The sequence below is a fragment of the Rhodococcus sp. 15-725-2-2b genome (assembly GCF_002259075.1).
In the GTDB taxonomy this organism is placed as follows: domain Bacteria; phylum Actinomycetota; class Actinomycetes; order Mycobacteriales; family Mycobacteriaceae; genus Rhodococcoides.
Genome location: NZ_NPFL01000017.1, coordinates 194,023 through 213,000 on the forward strand (window position 1 = coordinate 194,023; position 18,978 = coordinate 213,000).

The window sequence follows — 18,978 nt, forward strand, 5'->3', positions numbered from 1 at the left end:
ATCGACCGGTGACCAGTTCAGCGCCAGAGCACTCAGAGAACCCCGCCGATTCGATCGACCTGCCCAAGAGCTGGGATCCCAGTGCGGTCGAGGCGGAGCTGTACCGGTCCTGGGTCGACGCCGGGTACTTCGAAGCCGACGCCACCAGCGGCAAGCCGCCCTACTCCATCGTGCTGCCCCCACCCAACGTCACGGGCAGCCTGCACATGGGTCACGCTCTCGACCACACGTTGATGGACGCGCTGAGCCGTCGCAAGCGGATGCTCGGGTACGAGGTGCTGTGGTTGCCGGGCATGGACCACGCGGGTATCGCCACCCAGACCGTCGTGGAAAAGCAGCTCGCCGCCGACGGAAAGACCAAGGAAGAGTTCGGCCGCGAGCTGTTCATCGACAAGGTCTGGGACTGGAAGCGTGAATCGGGCGGAACCATCGGTGGGCAGATGCGACGCATCGGCGACGGTGTGGACTGGAGCCGAGAGCGATTCACCATGGACGACGGCCTGTCCGAGGCCGTGCAGACCATGTTCAAGCGTATGTTCGACGACGGTCTGATCTATCGCGCCGAGCGACTGGTCAACTGGTCTCCTGTGCTGCAGACCGCCATCTCCGACATCGAGGTCAAGTTCGAGGACGTCGAGGGCGAACTCGTCTCGCTGCGATACGGCTCGCTCGACGATTCCGAGCCGCATGTCGTCGTCGCGACCACCCGAGTCGAAACGATGCTCGGCGACACCGCAGTTGCGGTTCACCCCGACGACGAGCGATACAAGGCTCTCGTCGGCACCACCCTCGAGCACCCGTTCACCGGGCGGCAGATCCCCATCATCGCCGACGACTACGTCGATCCCGAGTTCGGCACCGGTGCCGTGAAGATCACCCCGGCTCACGACCCCAACGACTTCGAGATGGGTGTGCGGCACTCGTTGCCGATGCCCTCGATCATGGACAAGGCAGGTCGGATCGCCGACACCGGAACGCAGTTCGACGGCATGGACCGTTTCGAGGCGCGCGTGAAGGTTCGTGAAGCACTGGCCGAGCAGGGCCGCGTCGTCGCCGAGAAGCGTCCCTACCTGCACAGTGTCGGCCACTCCGAGCGCAGTGGCGAGCCGATCGAGCCGCGCCTGTCGCTGCAGTGGTGGGTCAAGGTCGACACCCTGGCGAAGGCGGCCGGTGACGCAGTGCGCAACGGCGACACCGTCATTCACCCGAAGAGTCAGGAACCGCGCTGGTTCGCCTGGGTCGACAACATGCACGACTGGTGCATCTCGCGTCAGCTGTGGTGGGGTCATCGGATTCCGATCTGGTACGGACCCGACGGCGAGACCGTCTGCCTCGGACCGGGGGAGACGCCGCCCGAGGGCTGGGAGCAGGATCCCGACGTTCTCGACACCTGGTTCTCGTCCGGGCTGTGGCCGTTCTCGACGATGGGGTGGCCCGACGCCACGGCGGATCTCGAGAAGTTCTATCCCACCGGTGTTCTCGTCACCGGATACGACATCCTGTTCTTCTGGGTCGCCCGCATGATGATGTTCGGCACCTACGTCGGAGCGGACGACGCGATCACCGCGGGCAAGTCGGGGCCGCAGGTTCCGTTCCGAGATGTGTTTCTGCACGGCCTGATTCGGGACCAGTTCGGCAAGAAGATGTCGAAGTCGCGGGGCAACGGCATCGACCCCCTCGACTGGGTCGACCGTTTCGGTGCCGACGCGCTGCGCTTCACACTCGCTCGCGGCGCGAACCCCGGAGCCGACATGTCCGTGGGCGAAGACCACGCCCAGTCGTCGCGCAACTTCGCCAACAAGTTGTTCAACGCCACCAAGTTCGCTCTGATGAACGGCGCGGCACCGGCAGATCTGCCTCGGCGCGGCGAGTTGACCGACGCCGACCGATGGATACTCGACCGGCTCGAACAGGTTCGGGCAGAGGTGGATTCGGCGTTCGATCGGTACGAGTTCAGCAAGGCCTGCGAGGCGCTCTATCACTTCGCCTGGGACGAGGTCTGCGACTGGTACCTCGAGATCGCCAAGGTTCAGTTCGCCGACGACGCCATCGCCGCCACCACGCGCGGAGTTCTCGGTAACGTCCTCGACGCCCTGCTTCGGTTGCTGCATCCGGTGATTCCGTTCGTCACCGAAACGCTGTGGAAGGTGCTCACGGGCGGCGAGTCGCTGGTGATCGCGGCGTGGCCCACTGCCGCCACCGAGTCGTTGGATCCTGTTGCGGCACAACGCATCGAGGACATGCAGCGGCTCATCACCGAAATTCGCCGATTCCGCAGCGATCAGGGACTCAAGCCGTCCCAGAAGGTGGCGGCCCGCATCGTCGGAGTCCCCGACTCCGATCTGGACGGGCAGATTTCGGCGGTCACCGCACTGGCTCGACTGACCGAGCCCGCCGAGGACTTCGCCGCCACTGCCTCGGTGGAGGTGCGCCTGAGCAAGGCCACCGTGGTCGTCGAACTCGACACCTCGGGCACCGTCGACCTCGTCGCCGAACGGGCCCGCCTGGTGAAGGATCTGGCCGCTGCGGAGAAGGAACTGGCGCAGACCACCGGCAAGCTCGGCAACGAAGCGTTCCTCGCGAAGGCACCGGATGCGGTGGTGGACAAGATCAGAACACGCCAGACGATCGCGGGCGAAGAGATCGCACGCATCTCGGCGCGGCTCGAATCGATGGGAACCTAAGTGACCGAACCCGACGCCGCCCTGCCGCTATCTCCGCCGAGCCCGGTCGATCTGGCCGAGCTCGCCCTCGTGGAGGCCGAGCTCGACAAGCGTTGGCCCGAAACCAAGATAGAGCCGTCGACGGCTCGGATCTCGGCGCTGATGGATCTGCTCGGCTCGCCGCAGAAGGCGTACCCGTCGATTCACGTCGCCGGCACCAACGGCAAGACCTCGGTGACTCGCATGATCGATGCACTGCTCACTGCCTTCCACCGACGCACGGGCCGAACCACCAGTCCGCACCTGCAGATGGCGACCGAGCGGATCAGCATCGACGGGAGGCCCATCTCTCCGCGGCTCTACGTCGACACCTACAACGAGATCGCACCGTTCGTCGAGATGATCGACGCGCAGTCCGAGGCTGCGGGCGGACCCCGAATGAGCAAGTTCGAGGTGGTCACGGCCATGGCGTTCGCTGCGTTCGCCGAGGCCCCGGTCGAGGTCGCCGTCATCGAGGTCGGACTCGGTGGGCGTTGGGACGCCACCAACGTCGTCGACGGCGAGGTCGCCGTCATCACCCCGATCGGCCTCGATCACGTCGAGTTCCTCGGCGACGATCTCGCCGGGATCGCAGGCGAGAAGGCGGGGATCATCAAGAAGGCACCGGAATCGCTCGTGCCGCGCGACACCGTCGCGATTCTGGCGAAGCAGCAACCAGAGGTCTCCGAGGTGCTGCTGCGGGCGGCGGTGCAGGCGGATGCTGCGGTGGCGCGGGCCGGATCGGAATTCACCGTGCTCGGGAGGCAGATCGCCGTGGGGGGCCAGCAACTGGAACTGCAGGGGCTCGGCGGGGTGTACACCGACGTTTTCCTGCCGTTGCACGGCGAGCATCAGGCGCACAATGCCTCGCTCGCACTCGCGGCGGTCGAGGCGTTCTTCGGTGCCGGTCCGGATCGCCAACTCGATCAGGACACCGTGCGCGGCGCGTTCGCGACGATCGTCAATCCGGGTCGGCTCGAGCGGGTTCGCAATGCCCCGACCGTGTTCCTCGACGCCGCGCACAACCCGCACGGGGCGGCAGCGCTCGCCGCCGCCCTCACCGACGAATTCGACTTCCGCAAACTCGTCGGCGTCGTCAGCGTCATGGCGGACAAGGACGTCGGAGCGATTCTCGACGCACTGGAACCGGTGTTCGACGACATCGTCGTCACCCACAACGGGTCGGTGCGGGCGATGGACGTGGACGCGTTGGCCGACATCGCGGTGGCCAAGTTCGGTGACGAACGCGTCGTGGTGGCGTCGACACTGCCCGATGCCCTGGAAACGGCGATCGGGCTGGCCGAGGAGGTCGCCGAGCCGGGGGAGGCCGTGTCCGGTGCCGGAGTCGTCGTGACCGGATCCGTGGTGACCGTCGGTGCAGCTCGCACTCTGTTCGGAAAGGACCCCGCGTGAGCGAAACAGAGTTCAGACCACCCACGAACGACCCGTGGAAGGGGTTCCGCGGTGTCGCGGCGGGCACCCTCGTGCTCGAAGCCATCGTGACACTGCTCGCGCTGCCGGTGGTGGCGACCCTCGGCGGCGGCGCGACCTGGTTCTCGACGACCTACATCGTGGCGTTGGCCGTCGTGATGGTCCTGGCGGCGGGCAAGCAGGGGGAGCCGTGGGCGATGAAGCTCAACCTGATTCTCCAGCTGTTCGTCGTGGCCGGGGCGGTGTTCCACCTCTCCATCGGTGCCGTCGGCCTGATCTTCATCGCGGTCTGGCTGTATCTGCTGTACCTGCGCCGTGACATCACCGAGCGGATCCGACGAGGAATGTTGCCGGGGCAGCGCGACTGACCGGGGAAACCCGTCGGTTTCGGCGATGCGGCGCGCGCTGCATCGCCGGGTTCCATTACTGTCGTCTTTCGTGACCGACCGCACCCTTGTACTGATCAAGCCCGACGGAGTTGCCCGGCGTTACGTAGGAGAGATCCTCGGCCGCGTGGAGAGGAAGGGTCTGAGCATCGTCGCACTCGAGCTCAAGACCGTCTCCCGTGAATTGGCCTCGGCTCACTACGCGGAGCACGAGAGCAAGCCGTTCTTCCCCGAACTCCTCGAGTTCATCACGTCCGGACCGGTCGTGGCCGCAGTTCTCGAAGGCCCCCGCGCCATCGCGGCCTTCCGTCAGATCGCAGGCGGCACCGACCCCGTGGCCAAGGCGGTTCCCGGGACCATCCGCGGTGACCTCGCCCTGGACGGTCAGCAGAACCTGGTACACGGATCGGATTCCGTGGAATCGGCCGAGCGCGAGATCGCACTCTGGTTCCCCGGCCTCGCCTGACCGTTCTGCCGTCGACAGAAACAGCAACGTTCGTCAGCCACGCCGCACCCGTCGGAAACCCGATCGGTGCGGCGTGGCGAGTACGCATCACAGCGTGTGGGATACTCGACAACAGATCGACTCCACTGCACCAGTACGTACAGGTTTCACGCTCCACCCGAAGCGCAGGCTTCACGGAAGTTCGCTAGACCGGTGTGATGGATTCGATCGGATGACTGTCGTCTATCCGCTGCCCGTCATCGCAGATGCTCGAACGAGAGACAGGCTCGTTCGCGTTCTTGCTTGATGATCAGGCGCTCGGATCGCCGGTACACCACCATCCAGCCAGGCACTGCACACGCTGTCGTCGACCACCGAGAACTACGAAGTGGTCATCGGCTCGGGTGCGGAGCGAGACCGAACAGCTGACGTCCAACCCGACGTGAGTACACAAGGATTGCCCTCGCGTGGCCGCGTCACACCCGAAGTCGGATGGACGCGCCCGGGGGCCCGAGGAGACTACGTGGCCGATCAAAGCCCGCCCGAAGATGTACAGAACGAAAACGCAGGACGTACGGAGGCCCCCGGCCCGGTGTCGCCTGTGGAAACCGACGCGGTGTCGTCGGCGCAACCCGACACCATCGAGCTGCCGACCAGGCTGCGCGTGCACGCATTGGCGAAGATCCTGGGCGTCACCAGCAAGCAGCTGCTCGTCACCCTCGGTGAGCTCGGCATCGAAGCGCGCAGTGCTCAGTCGAGCCTGAGCCGTGACGTCGCCGAGTCCGTTCGTGATTCGGTCAACGGCCCCACAGCAGCAACTCTCGATTCCTCGACTGCCGAGCCGACTCCGGTGCCCGATGTCGATGTGCCTGCCGCCGATGCGCCCACAGACGAGGTTCCGTGGTCCGAGCCGCAGCTGTTCACCAGTGCGCCGGCTCCTGAGTCGAAGGCCGCCGCGCCCGCGGCAACGACCGACCAGCCCACAGCGACGACGTTCGCCACCCCTCTGTTCCTGCAGCCCGCCGCTGTCGATGCTCCGGCGACGGAATCGACGGAATCGACGGAGTCACCGGCCGAGCCTCCGGCTCGCCGTCGCCGCAGCCGCAAGGCCGCCCCCAAGCACGAGGCTGCGAACGCCGAGAGCAGTGCCACTACCGACAGCAGCGAGTCCGCAGTGATGCCGGAGACCGGTGCATCCGAGGTCTCCGCCGTCGAGACCGACCGGTCCTCCTCCGAGGCCGGCGAGTCGGCCGAAGCCGAGAGCTCGACCGACGGTGACGGCGACGACGATCAGTCTCAGCCTCGACGTCGCCGGCGCGGCCGTCGTGGTCGCGGACGCGGTCGCGGCGAGCAGTCCTCGGACGAGTCGACCGACGAGAACTCGGACGACGATTCCGACGGGGACACCGACAGCACCGACACCACCGATTCGACCGACGCGGAGTCGAGCGACGACGCGGACTCGGACGAGTCCTCGGCAGGTGACGGGCAGCAGTCGAACTCGGGACGACGCTCGCGTCGGTCACGTACTCGCAGCCGTTCCTCCGACCGTCAGAACTCCGATTCGACCGACTCCTCCGACGACGCGCGCACCGCGGACTCCTCGGCCGAGGACGGCGACGACGAGTCCGATTCCGGAGCCCAGGACAACTACGACGACTCCGACAACGGTGGTTCGGACGGAGACGGCTCCAGCCGCCGTCGCCGTCGCCGTCGCAGGCGCAAGACCGGAGCCGAGGCCGCTGCCGAAGGCGCGACGTCCGAGGACGATCCGCCCAACACCGTCGTGCACGAGCGTGAGCCACGCAACAAGAGTCGCGCACCCCGGGACGAGGTTCAGGGAATCACGGGTTCGACGCGCCTCGAGGCCAAGCGTCAGCGCCGCCGCGACGGGCGCGATGCCGGCCGTCGTCGTCCGCCGATCCTCACCGAGTCCGAGTTCCTGGCGCGTCGCGAATCCGTCGACCGCGTCATGGTCGTGCGCGAGAAGGCGACGCCGGATCATCCGCTGACCACACAGGTTGCCGTGCTCGAAGACGGCGTGCTCGTCGAGCATTTCGTCACCAGCAGTGCCACCGCGTCGATGGTCGGCAACGTGTACCTGGGCCGCGTCCAGAACGTGCTGCCCAGTATGGAAGCAGCGTTCATCGACATCGGCCGAGGCCGTAACGGTGTGCTGTACGCAGGCGAGGTCAACTGGGACGCTGCCGGTCTCGGCGGGAGCGCGCGCAAGATCGAGCAGGCCCTCAAGCCGGGCGATCAGGTTCTCGTGCAGGTCAGCAAGGACCCGGTGGGGCACAAGGGTGCTCGCCTGACGACGCAGCTCTCGCTCGCCGGTCGCTTCCTCGTCTACGTGCCGGGTGGAAGCTCCACCGGTATCAGCCGCAAGCTGCCCGATACCGAGCGCAAGCGGCTCAAGGAGATCCTCCGCGACATCGTGCCTCCCGAGGCAGGCGTCATCATCCGCACCGCAGCGGAGGGCGTCAGCGAAGAAGAGCTCGCACGTGACGTGACTCGCCTGCAGGCGCAGTGGGCCAGCATCGAAGAACGCTCGGCCAACGCCGAAACCGGCAAGGGCGTGCAACCGCAGACGTTGTACGAAGAGCCCGACATGTTGGTCAAGGTCATCCGAGACCTGTTCAACGAGGACTTCTCCAAGCTCGTCATCGAGGGCGACAAGGCATGGACGACGACGTCCAACTACGTCGAGACCGTGGCCCCGGACATGATGGAGCGGCTGCACCGCTACGAGGCGGACGGCAGTTCGGTCGACGTCTTCGCTGCGCACCGCATCGACGAGCAGCTGGCCAAGGCTCTCGATCGCAAGGTCTGGCTGCCCTCGGGCGGCACCCTGGTGATCGATCGCACCGAGGCGATGACCGTCGTCGACGTCAACACCGGCAAGTTCACCGGCTCCGGCGGCAACCTCGAAGAGACCGTCACCCGCAACAACATCGAGGCGGCCGAGGAAGTCGTTCGCCAGATGCGTCTGCGAGACATCGGCGGCATGATCGTCGTCGACTTCATCGACATGGTGCTCGAGTCCAACCGCGATCTCGTACTGCGGCGGCTCACCGAGTCCCTCGGACGCGACCGGACTCGCCATCAGGTGTCCGAGGTGACCTCGCTCGGACTGGTGCAGATGACCCGCAAGAAGCTCGGTACGGGGCTCGTCGAGGCGTTCTCCACCACATGCGAGCACTGCCAGGGTCGCGGCATCGTCGTGCACCCGTTCCCCGTCGATGCCAAGCCGGACAACGACGGCGGACGGTCGAATTCGTCGCGGTCCGACAGCAGCAACTCGGGAACGAGCAGCAGGCGTCGACGCGGCAAGGACAACAAGGCCGACGGCAACGATCGGTCGGACGGTGGCGACCGGGCGTCCTCGAACGATCGGGCAGGCACGGGAGACGGTCACGAGCACCCGGTGGTCGATCCGTCGATCAAACGAGCGCACCCGGTGGCGCTGGCCATGGCCGCGCATCACGACGACGTGGTCGCCGACGTCAGCCCGGCCGATGTCGAGACACCGGCACCGGCCGAAGCTGCCGGCGGCGACGCAGTGGTGACCGTGGTCTCCGCCGACGACGTGGACGTTGCGGCCGCGTCGGTCGCCGACGCCGAGACCGAGGCCACCGAAGTCGACACGCCCGCCGAGACTGCGGCCGACGAGCCGTCGGCTCCGGTGGCTGCCAAGGCTCGACGCGGACGGCGGGTGGCCCGCAAGGCTGCCGCGCCGACCGGCACAGCACCCGACGCGGGCATGGTCATCGTCGTACCCGCCACGGACGACTCGGGGGACGCCACGTCTTCCGACCAGGCCGGGACGGCACCCGACGAGCCGTCGGCACCGCTCACTGCGGCGGCCGAGCAGCCAACGGAGCCCGTCGAGGTGCCTGCCGCACGTCCTCGCAGACGGCGCGCAGCAGCGCGGCCTGCAGGTCCTCCGGTGGACGTCGATGCCTAGCAGAGCAGGGCAGTTTGACCCTGGCCGTCTCCCTGCCGTAACCTTGATAAGTCGCTCCCGGTGACACCGTTCTGCCGTGCCGTAGTGGTGCTGTAGGAAACAACGGTTCTCGAGCGGGTCGGAATGATCGTCATCCCGACCGGCCGATAGGGAGCAAGCAAACACGTTTTACCAGACCAGTCGTGTTGCCATGCGCAATGCGAGCAAGTTCGAAGAAGCAAGGGGTAGCCCTCCGATGGCAACGTACGCGATCGTCAAGACCGGCGGAAAGCAGTACAAGGTCGCTGTTGGTGACCTCGTCAAGGTCGAGAAGATCGAGGGAGCGCCCGGCACTGCTGTCTCGCTTGCTCCGGTCCTCGTCGTAGACGGATCCGACCTGACCACCGATGCAGACAAGCTGGCGAAGATCTCGGTCGCCGGTGAGATCGTCGAGCACACCAAGGGCCCGAAGATCCGCATCCACAAGTTCAAGAACAAGACCGGATACCACAAGCGTCAGGGACACAGGCAGAAGCTCACTGTCCTCAAGGTCACCGGCATCAAGTGACCAGGTCCCTTCGGACCCGCGTTCTCCCAAGCTGATTCACCCCGAGGAGGGTATGCAACATGGCACACAAGAAGGGCGCATCGAGCTCCCGTAACGGTCGCGACTCGAACGCTCAGCGCCTCGGCGTCAAGCGTTTCGGCGGCCAGACCGTAGGCGCAGGCGAGATCCTGGTTCGTCAGCGCGGCACGCACTTCCACCCCGGCGTCAACGTCGGCCGTGGCGGCGACGACACCCTGTTCGCACTCGCCCCGGGCGCAGTCGAATTCGGTGCCAAGCGCGGTCGCAAGACCGTGAACATCGTTCCGGTCGCTGTAGAGGCCTAGTCCTTCTGCAGCGCTCGCGCCCACGATGGCCGACGCGACCGGGCAACTGCTCGAGTCGACCATCCACGGCGTACGTTCACAGCTCCCGATAGGGGCGGACCAGGGTCATGAGACCGGTCCGCCCCTATCGCTTTTTTCTCCCGCTTTTTCTTTCACGAAAGGATCGAAGACAGCTATGTCACGATTCATCGACCGCGTGGTGCTGCACGTCAGCGCCGGCAAAGGTGGCAACGGCTGCTCTTCGGTTCACCGCGAGAAGTTCAAGCCTCTCGGTGGCCCCGACGGTGGCAACGGAGGACAGGGCGGCGGAGTCGTGTTCGTCGTCGACAGCAACGTCCACACTCTGCTCGACTTCCACTTCTCCAGCCATGCCAAGGCAGGCAACGGAACTCAGGGCATGGGCGGCAACCGCGAGGGTGCCAACGGCGAGGACCTGATCCTCAAGGTTCCCGACGGCACCGTCGTGCTCGACAAGAAGGGCAACGTCCTCGCCGACATGATCGGCGAGGGAACACGTTTCGACGCCGCTCCGGGCGGCCGCGGTGGACTCGGCAACGCAGCTCTCGCATCGAAGGCTCGACGTGCCCCCGGATTCGCACTGCTCGGCGAAGAGGGCGTCGAGCGCGAACTCGTCCTCGAACTCAAGTCCGTCGCCGATGTGGGCCTCGTCGGTTTTCCGTCGGCCGGTAAGTCCTCGCTGGTTTCGGTGCTCTCCGCCGCGAAGCCGAAGATCGCCGACTACCCGTTCACCACACTGGTGCCCAACCTCGGTGTCGTATCCAGTGGAGACACCACGTTCACCGTCGCCGACGTCCCCGGGCTGATCCCCGGCGCGAGTCAGGGCCGCGGTCTCGGACTGGACTTCCTGCGGCACCTCGAGCGATGCGCTGTGCTCGCACACGTAGTCGATTGCGCCACACTGGATCCGGGTCGCGATCCGATCTCCGACGTCGACGCCCTCGAAGCCGAGTTGGCGGCCTACAAGCCGGCTCTGTCCGGTGATGCCAGCCTCGGTGATCTCGCCGATCGGCCCCGCATCGTCGTACTGAACAAGGCAGACATTCCCGAGGGTGCCGAACTCGCCGAGATGGTCACCGCCGAGTTCGAGTCGCGTGGGTGGCCCGTGTTCACCATCTCCGCGGTGACGCGTGCCGGTCTCAAGCCGCTGACGTTCGCGTTGGCGAAGCTGGTCGAGGAGTACCGCACTGCGCATCCGGCTCCCGAGCCGCGGCGTCAGGTGCTGCGTCCGGTCGCCAAGAACGACGACAGCTTCAAGGTGGTGAAGGATCCGGACATCCCGGACGGCTTCATCGTTCGCGGTACCCGACCGGAGCGGTGGGTACGCCAGACGCAGTTCACCAACGACGAGGCCGTCGGCTACCTCGCCGACCGTCTCGCGCGGCTCGGCGTCGAGGACGCACTCATCAAGGCCGGCGCTCAGCCCGGTGCTTCGGTCACCATCGGCGACGTCTCGTTCGATTGGGAGCCGCAGACCCCGGCCGGTGTCGAGATCACGATGACCGGCCGTGGCACCGATGCCCGCCTGGATCAGGTCGAGCGCATCGGCGCATCCGAACGCAAGCATGCCCGCCAGGTTCGTCGCGGGCTCGATACCGAACAGGAGTAGCCGTGGTGGCGGTGCGTGAATCCGATTCGCTCGCAGAGGCTCTCACCGATACCCGTCGCACGATCGCCGATGCCAAGCGCATCGTGGTCAAGATCGGTTCCTCGGCTCTCACCAGCCTCGACACCGGTCTGGATCTGGGCCGACTCGATCTGCTCGCCGACGCCATCGAATCTCGGATGCGCAGCGGCACGGACGTGGTGGTCGTGTCCTCCGGCGCGATCGGCGCAGGGATGGCACCGCTGGGCCTGACCAAGCGTCCACGAGACCTGGCGACCAAGCAGGCTGCGGCGAGCGTCGGACAGCTCGCTCTGGTTCATGCGTGGAGCTCGTCGTTCCACCGGTACGGACGCACGGTCGGACAGGTTCTGCTGACGGCCGAGGACATCGCGCGGCGAACCAACCATCGCAATGCTCAGCGCACCCTGGATCGGCTGCGCTCGCTCGGTGCCGTGGCCATCGTCAACGAGAACGACACGGTCGCCACCGCGGAGATCAGGTTCGGCGACAACGATCGCCTGGCTGCCCTGGTCGCCCACCTCGTCGGAGCGGACGCGCTGTTCCTGCTCTCGGACGTGGACGGGTTGTACGACGGTGATCCTCGCAAGGGCGAGGCGACGCTGATCCCGGAGGTGACCAGCCCCGAGGATCTCGACGGCGTCGTCGCCGGTTCCGGGGGAGCGCTCGGCACCGGCGGAATGGCGTCCAAGCTGTCCGCTGCGCGTCTCGCAGCCGATGCCGGTGTTCCGGTGCTGCTGGCTGCGGCATCCGATGCGGCACACGCACTGACGACGTCCGCGGTGGGTACCGCCTTCGCTGCTCGGCCGACGCGGTTGTCGGCCCGCAAGTTCTGGGTCCGTCATGCCGCGGATGCCGCGGGAGAACTCCACCTCGACGCGGGGGCGGTGCGTGCAGTGGTGGATCGGCGACGGTCGTTGCTGTCCGCCGGTATCACGTCGGTGACGGGATCCTTCCACGGCGGCGATGTGGTCTCGTTGGTCGACCACGGCGGCGTCCTGGTGGCTCGCGGGGTCGTCGCGTACGACTCGGCGGAGCTGGCCGGAATGCTCGGGCGGTCCACAGGGGAGTTGGCCGCGGAGCTACAACGACCTGTGGTTCATGCCGACGATCTGGTTCCTGCCTGATCGAGGTCGTCGGCCAGCGCGGTCGCCACCTCAGAGCAACCGGCATGGACTGTGAGAGAAGCGAATTCGTCGCCGCGGGTGGTACCGCGGTTGACTATGACGATCGGCTTCGACTTCTTGGACGCGTGCCTGACGAACCGCAGGCCGGACATCACGGTCAGCGAGGATCCGAGCACCAACAACGCATCGCTTCGGTCGACCAGATCGTATGCCTCGGCGACACGCGGCTTGGGAACACTCTCACCGAAGTAGACGATGTCGGGTTTCAGTATGCCCGAACATGATTCGCAGTCGACCATTCTGAAGTGCGCGGTCGAGGAGATGATCGCGTCGGCATCGGGGGCGATCTCGACGCCGTTTGCGGGTGCAACCGACTCGAGGAAACCCGGATTGGCACGATCGAGTCGCCGGGCCAGTTCGAAACGCGAGATCAATCGCTCGCAGTTCAGGCAGCGAACGCGGGCGTAGACGCCGTGCAGGTCGATGACGTTCCGGCTGCCCGCCTTGGTGTGCAGCATGTCGACGTTCTGGGTGATGATGCCGGTGACGACGCCGGCCCGTTCGAGTCGGGCGAGTGCTCGGTGCCCGTCGTTGGGTACCGCGGCATCCATGTGTCGCCACCCGACGTGGTTGCGTGCCCAGTAGTGCCGACGAAATTCGGCGTCACCGATGAACTGCTGGAATGTCATCGGGTTACGCGGGGGTGACTGCGGACCGCGGTAATCGGGAATGCCGGAGTCGGTGGACATGCCTGCGCCGCTCACGACGGTGACCGTCCTGCCCTCGAGCAGAGAAGTCAGCTGCTCGTACAGGACTGCGGACACAGCAGATGCATTCACTTCGTCCAGGATAGCGATCAATCGCCCGATGAGCACCGTATCGACGCCTACGGCCCGCACCCGACGCGGAAGCGTCGGTGCGGGCCGTCAGGGACGTACTGGTGCTACGCGGGTACCTCGACGAGGGGGTACACGCCGTTCTCGTCGTGCGTCTCGTTGCCGACGACCGGGGGATTGAACACGCACAGCATGCGCATCGTGGTACGCGGCTCGACGGTGTGGCGCTCGTGTCCGTTGAGCAGGTACATCGATCCCGCACCGAGCTCGTAGGTTTCTCCGGTCTCGCGGTCGGTGAGCGTTCCCTCGCCCTCGATCAGCCAGACGGCCTCCACGTGGTTGGCGTAGTGGAAGTTGTTCACCGTGCCGGCCTGAATCGTGGTCTCGTGGAACGAGAATCCGACCTTGTCGCCGCCGAGAATGATTCTCTTGCTGCGCCAGTTGCCGTCTTCGCTCTCGATGTCGCGATCGGTACCGGTGATCTCCTGGGTGGTGCGAACGATCATGCGATGTCCTCCTTCGATGTCGGTTGCTGCGGACGGACGGTCAGGAAAGCACCTTGGCGACGGCGCTCTCGATGACGTCCAGACCGCGGTCCAGCTCGTCCATCGTCGTGGTCAACGGTGGGAGCAGCTTGACGACTTCGTCCTTCGGTCCTGCCGTCTCCACGAGCAGATGCTCGTCGTAGCAGAGCTGTGAGACCTTGCCGGCCAACTCGGCGTCGTCGAACACCAGTGCCTGGACCATGCCGCGGCCGCGAGTGGAGATGCCGTCGAACTTTGCGCAGAGCTTGATGAAACGATCCTGGATGTGCTCGCCCTTGGCGAGGATTTCCTTCTCGAAGCTGTCATCGGACCAGTAGTGGTCGATGGCGGCCTTCGCCGTGACGAACGAGGGGTTGAAGCCGCGGAAGGTGCCGTTGTGCTCGCCCGGTGACCACACGTCCAGCTCGGGCTTGAACAGGGTCAGTGCCAGCGGCATACCGTAACCGCCGATGGACTTGGACAGCGTGACGATGTCCGGGGTGATGCCGGCTTCCTCGAACGAGAAGAACTGTCCGGTGCGACCGCAGCCCATCTGGACGTCGTCGACGATCAGCAGGATCTCGCGACGCGAGCACAGCTCGGCCAACGCGCGCAGCCATTCGGGGCGCGCCACGTTGATGCCGCCCTCACCCTGGATGGTTTCCACGATCACTGCGGCCGGGCGGTTGAACCCGCTGCCCGAGTCGTCGAGTACGCGCTCGAACCACTGGAAGTCCTCGGTGACTCCTCCGAAGTAGTTGTCGTACGGCATCGGAGTGGTGTGCACCAACGGAATTCCGGCGCCGGCACGCTTCATCGAGTTGCCGGTGACCGACAGCGCGCCGAGTGTCATGCCGTGGAATGCGTTGGTGAAGTTGATGATCGCCTCACGCCCGGTGACCTTGCGTGCCAACTTCAGGGCCGCCTCGACGGTGTTGGTGCCCGTCGGTCCGGGGAACTGAACCTTGTAGTCCAGGCCGCGGGGGTCGAGGATGTTCTTCTTGAACGACTCGAGGAATTCGCGCTTGGCGACCGTGGACATGTCCAGTCCGTGGGTGATGCCGTCGCTGGTGATGTAGTCCACCAACGCACCCTTGATCAAGTCGTTGTTGTGGCCGTAGTTCAGTGCGCCTGCGCCACCGAAGAAGTCGAGGTAGTCGTTGCCGTCCTCATCGGTGATCACCGAGTTCTTCGCGGTGGAGAACACGGCGGGCCACTGGCGGCTGTAGCTCCGCACTCCGGACTCGACGGTCTCGAACACATCGGGCTTCTCTGTTGTGACGGTGTTCTTTTCGGTCATGTTCTGCTTGTTCCTTTCGTAATTCCGCGATGCGTCGGGGCCTACGGTGTAGAGCTCCTCCGCTTCGTGGCTATCAGGGAAATCGTTGGGCGCGAACAAATCCGACTTGACGATGTCGGTGCCTCGCTTACGTGCGAGGCTCGTGAAGGTTGCGATGGACGCTTCGTTGTCCGGGCTGATCGTCGTTTCCAGATGCGTGATGCCCTGTGGCTCGAGGCGGTCGAGCAGCTCCATCAGCATGCGACCGGCAAGTCCCTTGCCACGCTGGTCCGCATCCACGGCGACCTGCCACACGAACAGTGTGCGGGGGGCGTCCTGGCGGATGTATCCGGTGACGAAACCGACTGCGCGGCCGTCGATGTCGGATACGACGGTGGTGGCCGCGAAATCACGGCACCACAACACGTACGAGTAGCTGGAATTGAGATCCAGAACTCGCGAATCTCTTGCGATCTCCCAGAGCCGGACTCCGTCGGAGATCTGTGGCTTACGAAACTTCACTGCGTCCGGCGCAGTGAGCGGGGTACCTCTCAGCAATGCGGGCTTCATAGGAAAAACAAACGTAACAAGGTCGCCGAGGCATATCGAGTGAGTCCGCAGATCGACCCCCGAAACGGACATGCTTCCCCTGGTTAACCACCGATTGTGATGGTGGTCACACATTCCTGACCCCGCTGGCGGTACCCAGCGCTGCAGAAATCAAACCAGGCAATTTCGACCGGTCGTCATTTCGGTGTTGCGAGAGCGAACGGCAACACCGCCGAAGCGCCCGCTGACGTCAGAGCCGACGCCGCACAGGTGAACGTCCACCCCGTGTCGGTGACCAGATCGATCAACAGGATCGGTCCCGTCACGGACGATACGTCCGGAACGTCCCACGAGTCCACCAGCCCCGCGACCCGAAAGGCCGAATTGGCGGCCGACACGGGTGGATGACCTGCCCTGACCTGCATCACCCCGAGATCCTCCAATTTGCCGACCGATGCCAATCGCGCGGCGATCGATCGCACCAGGAGCGGGTGGGTAGGGGAGTCGAGAGCCAGAACGGCAGTGGGCCGCTGCTTCCAATCCCAGTTGGCGAGCACGGTGATGCACGCCTTCTCCAGTGCATCGGTGGCCGGAGCGTCGGGCGCATCGAGCAGGGCACGCAGTCGGCTGCCCCAGCCCAGGTCGGTGAGCCGGCCCAGTACGCGCCCGGGTTCGTGGGGGTCGGAGATCTTGCCCGAGAGCGAGACACCGAGCTTCTTCATACCGCTGGGCCACTGCTTTCTGGGCTGCAGGTCGATGCCCGGCCGATCCAATCGTGCCCTCGCCGAGTCGACCGAGGCCGCATCCACCGAGGCGGACAGGTGCTCACCGGTGCAGTTGTCGCACCGCCCGCATCGGTCGGACTCACTACCGGGTGCGCCCAGGTCCGGGTCGTCGAGCTGTCTCCGCAAGAACTCCATCCGGCAGCCGTCGGTGCCCTGGTAGTCGATCATGGCTTGCTGTTCGCGGTCCCTGGCCTGCTCGAGACGCTCGTAGCGGGACGCGTCGTACGTCCATTGCTCCCCGGTCGCCATCCAGCCGCCACGAACGCGTCTGACCGCGCCGTCGACGTCGAGGACCTTCAGTACCATCTCGAGCCTGCTGCGGTTCAGCTCGACCAGCGGCTCCAGTGCCTGCGTCGACTGAGCCTTCTCGGTGTTCAATGCATCGATGACCTGCCGCACCAGATGTTCGCGGGGGAAGGCGACCGAGGCGAAGTAGCTCCAGATCTGCCGATCCTCGTGGCCGGGAAGCAGCACCACATCGGCTCGTTCCGTGGCGCGACCGGCACGCCCGACCTGCTGGTAGTACGAAATCGGAGACGACGGTGCCCCCATGTGCACCACAAAACCGAGGTCGGGCTTGTCGAAGCCCATGCCCAATGCGGACGTGGCGACCAGGGCCTTGACTCGGTTGGCCAGCAGGTCACCTTCGAGCGACTCGCGTTCGGTCGGGTCCGTCTGACCGGTGTACGAGGCCACGACGTGCCCCTGATCGGTCAGCAGCGCCGCCAGGTCCTTGGCCGCCGACACCGTCAGGGTGTAGATGATTCCCGAACCGGGCAGCGTCTTCAGATGATCGCCGAGCCACGCCGCCCGTTCGGTGGCGTTGTCGATCTTCACCACGGCCATGCGCAGAGAGTCGCGTGCGAGCCCGCCGCGCAGGACGAGTGTGTCTCCGCCGCCGACACCCAACTGCGCCGCGACGTCGTCCACCACGCGGTCGTTCGCCGTCGCCGTGGTCGCGAGTACGGGGATACCGTCGCGCAACTCGGCGATCAGAGTTCTGATTCGTCGGTAGTCGGGTCGAAAGTCGTGGCCCCAATCGGAGACGCAGTGAGCTTCGTCGACCACGACGAGGCCCGCGTCCCCGGCCAGGGACGGCAGTACCTGATCGCGGAAATCGGGATTGTTCAATCGCTCCGGACTGACCAGCAGCACGTCGAGTTCACCGGAGTTGACCTGCTGATGAATGTCGTCCCATTCGGTCATGTTGCCGGAGTTGATGGTGGCGGCGCGCACGCCCGCCCGCTCGGCGGAGGCAACCTGGTTGCGCATCAGCGCCAACAGCGGAGAGACGATGACCGTCGGACCCAGGCCCTGCGCGCGCAGCAGCTTAGCCGCGATGAAGTAGACCGCCGACTTGCCCCAACCGGTCCGCTGCACCACCAGCGCCCGCCGCCGATGCACCACGAGGGCCTCGATGGCCGTCCACTGGTCTTCGCGCAGCACTGCATCGGGGCCGGCGAGTTCGCGCAACAGTTCCTCGGCGCTCTCGCGCAAGTTCCCGGTCGTGGGCTCCGTGGTCGTTGTCATAGGCTCCATCGTGCAGTAGGCATCCGACATCAAACACGGGCCGGTCGGAAACGGTCGGACCGAGCAGCCCGAAAGGATCATCGGTGGTCGATCCCGATTCCGATTCGATGCCGGCCGACCAGGGACCCGTGCACCGTCACCTGTGGGCACTGGCAGTGGTGTTCGTCGGCGGAGCGGCGGGTACGGCAGTCCGCTACGTGATCGAGGAGCAGCTCCCGCATTCGGCATCGCAGTGGCCGACGGCGACCTTCGGCATCAACATCGCCGGTGCATTCGTGCTCGGCCTTCTGCTCGAGTCACTGGTTCGCGGTGGGCCCGATGCGGGAAATCGGCGCAGGCTGAGGTTGCTGGCAGGTACCGGGTTCTGCGGTGCGTTCACCACGTACAGCACCTTCGCCCTCGAGACGGTCGAAGGGTTCCGGAGTGGGTTCACCGGGGTGGCCGTGGCCTACGCAGTGGTCAGCGTGATTGTCGGCATACTCGCCGCCTGGGCCGGAATCGCACTGGCAGGCAGAGTGGTTCGATGATCGCGCTGTGGATCGCAGTGGCCGGCGGGCTGGGGGCAGTCGTTCGCTTCGTCGTCGATGCGGAAGTGAAGTCACGTCTCGCGGCACGGACGAGCTTTCCGTGGGCGACACTCGGCATCAACGTGTCCGGGTCGTTCCTGCTGGGGGTGCTGGCCGGATGGGTGATGTTCCGAGCCGGCTCGACCGACGTCCAAGCCGTCATCGGCACCGGGTTCTGCGGCGGGTACACCACGTTCAGCACGGCGAGTGTCGAGACCGTCCGGTTGCTACAGCACGGGCGTCGACGCGATGCCGCAGTCAACGCGATCGTCTCGCTGCTGGCGTCCGTCCTCGCATGCGGCGGTGGTCTGGCTCTCGCGTCGATGTGAGGTCGGAAAC

The 18,978-nt window shown here is 65.7% G+C and carries 15 protein-coding genes and 1 pseudogene; 11 read left to right on the forward strand and 5 right to left on the reverse strand.

The features are described 5' to 3' along the window. Positions 1 to 8 precede the first annotated feature (8 nt). The 9 genes from CH306_RS19005 (at position 9) to proB (ending at position 12,570) form a co-directional block, all read left to right on the forward strand. On the forward strand, positions 9 to 2,684 hold the full coding sequence (locus CH306_RS19005; protein WP_045194611.1) for a valine--tRNA ligase: 2,676 nt from the start codon (positions 9 to 11) through the stop codon (positions 2,682 to 2,684). Then, positions 2,685 to 4,115, forward strand: coding sequence for a bifunctional tetrahydrofolate synthase/dihydrofolate synthase (gene folC, locus CH306_RS19010; RefSeq protein ID WP_094647537.1), 1,431 nt, complete (start codon positions 2,685 to 2,687; stop codon positions 4,113 to 4,115). Further along, positions 4,112 to 4,501, forward strand: a complete 390-nt coding sequence (locus CH306_RS19015; protein WP_032394583.1) for a DUF4233 domain-containing protein — start codon at positions 4,112 to 4,114, stop codon at positions 4,499 to 4,501. Before folC ends, CH306_RS19015 begins: the two co-directional genes overlap by 4 nt. Positions 4,502 to 4,571: 70 nt before the next feature. After that, positions 4,572 to 4,985, forward strand: a complete 414-nt coding sequence (gene ndk / locus CH306_RS19020; protein WP_094647785.1) for a nucleoside-diphosphate kinase — start codon at positions 4,572 to 4,574, stop codon at positions 4,983 to 4,985. A 502-nt stretch (positions 4,986 to 5,487) separates the two neighbouring features. Beyond that, complete coding sequence (locus CH306_RS19025) at positions 5,488 to 8,931, forward strand: translation initiation factor IF-2 N-terminal domain-containing protein (RefSeq protein WP_094647787.1); 3,444 nt, start codon at positions 5,488 to 5,490, stop codon at positions 8,929 to 8,931. Positions 8,932 to 9,166: 235 nt separating this feature from the next. After that, positions 9,167 to 9,478 carry a 50S ribosomal protein L21 gene (gene rplU, locus CH306_RS19030; RefSeq protein WP_032394581.1) on the forward strand — a complete coding sequence of 104 codons (312 nt, stop codon included), beginning with the start codon at positions 9,167 to 9,169 and terminating at the stop codon, positions 9,476 to 9,478. A 59-nt stretch (positions 9,479 to 9,537) separates the two neighbouring features. Continuing rightward, positions 9,538 to 9,801: a 50S ribosomal protein L27 gene (rpmA, locus tag CH306_RS19035; protein ID WP_032379202.1), complete on the forward strand. Its 264-nt coding sequence runs from the start codon at positions 9,538 to 9,540 to the stop codon at positions 9,799 to 9,801. Positions 9,802 to 9,976: 175 nt separating this feature from the next. Further along, positions 9,977 to 11,428, forward strand: a complete 1,452-nt coding sequence (gene obgE, locus CH306_RS19040) for a GTPase ObgE (RefSeq protein ID WP_032394580.1) — start codon at positions 9,977 to 9,979, stop codon at positions 11,426 to 11,428. A 2-nt stretch (positions 11,429 to 11,430) separates the two neighbouring features. Further along, positions 11,431 to 12,570: a glutamate 5-kinase gene (gene proB / locus CH306_RS19045; protein WP_179272914.1), complete on the forward strand. Its 1,140-nt coding sequence runs from the start codon at positions 11,431 to 11,433 to the stop codon at positions 12,568 to 12,570. Here proB and CH306_RS19050 read toward each other — a convergent pair. From CH306_RS19050 to CH306_RS19065, 5 genes and pseudogenes are all read right to left on the reverse strand, one after another. Next, positions 12,543 to 13,409, reverse strand: a complete 867-nt coding sequence (locus CH306_RS19050; RefSeq protein ID WP_373453926.1) for a Sir2 family NAD-dependent protein deacetylase — start codon at positions 13,407 to 13,409, stop codon at positions 12,543 to 12,545. The genes proB and CH306_RS19050 overlap by 28 nt on opposite strands. Positions 13,410 to 13,513: 104 nt before the next feature. Continuing rightward, positions 13,514 to 13,912, reverse strand: a complete 399-nt coding sequence (locus tag CH306_RS19055) for an ectoine synthase (protein ID WP_032394579.1) — start codon at positions 13,910 to 13,912, stop codon at positions 13,514 to 13,516. Between the two features lie 40 nt (positions 13,913 to 13,952). Further along, the gene (gene ectB, locus CH306_RS19060; protein WP_256981219.1) at positions 13,953 to 15,230 is read right to left on the reverse strand and encodes a diaminobutyrate--2-oxoglutarate transaminase; all 1,278 of its coding nucleotides are present in this window, start codon (positions 15,228 to 15,230) and stop codon (positions 13,953 to 13,955) included. A gap of 48 nt (positions 15,231 to 15,278) precedes the next feature. Beyond that, positions 15,279 to 15,893 (reverse strand): annotated as a pseudogene (gene ectA, locus CH306_RS29545) (diaminobutyrate acetyltransferase); the annotation flags it as partial. Positions 15,894 to 15,955: 62 nt separating this feature from the next. Next, on the reverse strand, positions 15,956 to 18,073 hold the full coding sequence (locus tag CH306_RS19065) for a RecQ family ATP-dependent DNA helicase (RefSeq protein ID WP_094647790.1): 2,118 nt from the start codon (positions 18,071 to 18,073) through the stop codon (positions 15,956 to 15,958). A 107-nt stretch (positions 18,074 to 18,180) separates the two neighbouring features. Here CH306_RS19065 and crcB (CH306_RS19070) point away from each other — a divergent pair, with 107 nt between their 5' ends. Then, on the forward strand, positions 18,181 to 18,600 hold the full coding sequence (gene crcB / locus CH306_RS19070; protein ID WP_045199560.1) for a fluoride efflux transporter CrcB: 420 nt from the start codon (positions 18,181 to 18,183) through the stop codon (positions 18,598 to 18,600). Then, a complete protein-coding gene (crcB, locus tag CH306_RS19075; protein WP_094647539.1) occupies positions 18,597 to 18,968 on the forward strand; it encodes a fluoride efflux transporter CrcB in 372 nt (123 codons plus the stop codon). The genes crcB (CH306_RS19070) and crcB (CH306_RS19075) overlap by 4 nt, the downstream gene beginning before the upstream one ends. The last annotated feature ends 10 nt before the right edge of the window (positions 18,969 to 18,978 follow it).

Coding starts and splice junctions, on each gene's coding strand:
- rplU (WP_032394581.1), top strand. CDS start 9,167: ATGGCAACGTACGCGATCGTCAAGACCGGCGGAAAGCAGTACAAGGTC.
- rpmA (WP_032379202.1), top strand. CDS start 9,538: ATGGCACACAAGAAGGGCGCATCGAGCTCCCGTAACGGTCGCGACTCG.
- obgE (WP_032394580.1), top strand. CDS start 9,977: ATGTCACGATTCATCGACCGCGTGGTGCTGCACGTCAGCGCCGGCAAA.
- CH306_RS19055 (WP_032394579.1), bottom strand. CDS start 13,912: ATGATCGTTCGCACCACCCAGGAGATCACCGGTACCGATCGCGACATC.
- ectB (WP_256981219.1), bottom strand. CDS start 15,230: ATGACCGAAAAGAACACCGTCACAACAGAGAAGCCCGATGTGTTCGAG.
- CH306_RS19065 (WP_094647790.1), bottom strand. CDS start 18,073: ATGACAACGACCACGGAGCCCACGACCGGGAACTTGCGCGAGAGCGCC.
- crcB (WP_045199560.1), top strand. CDS start 18,181: ATGCCGGCCGACCAGGGACCCGTGCACCGTCACCTGTGGGCACTGGCA.
- crcB (WP_094647539.1), top strand. CDS start 18,597: ATGATCGCGCTGTGGATCGCAGTGGCCGGCGGGCTGGGGGCAGTCGTT.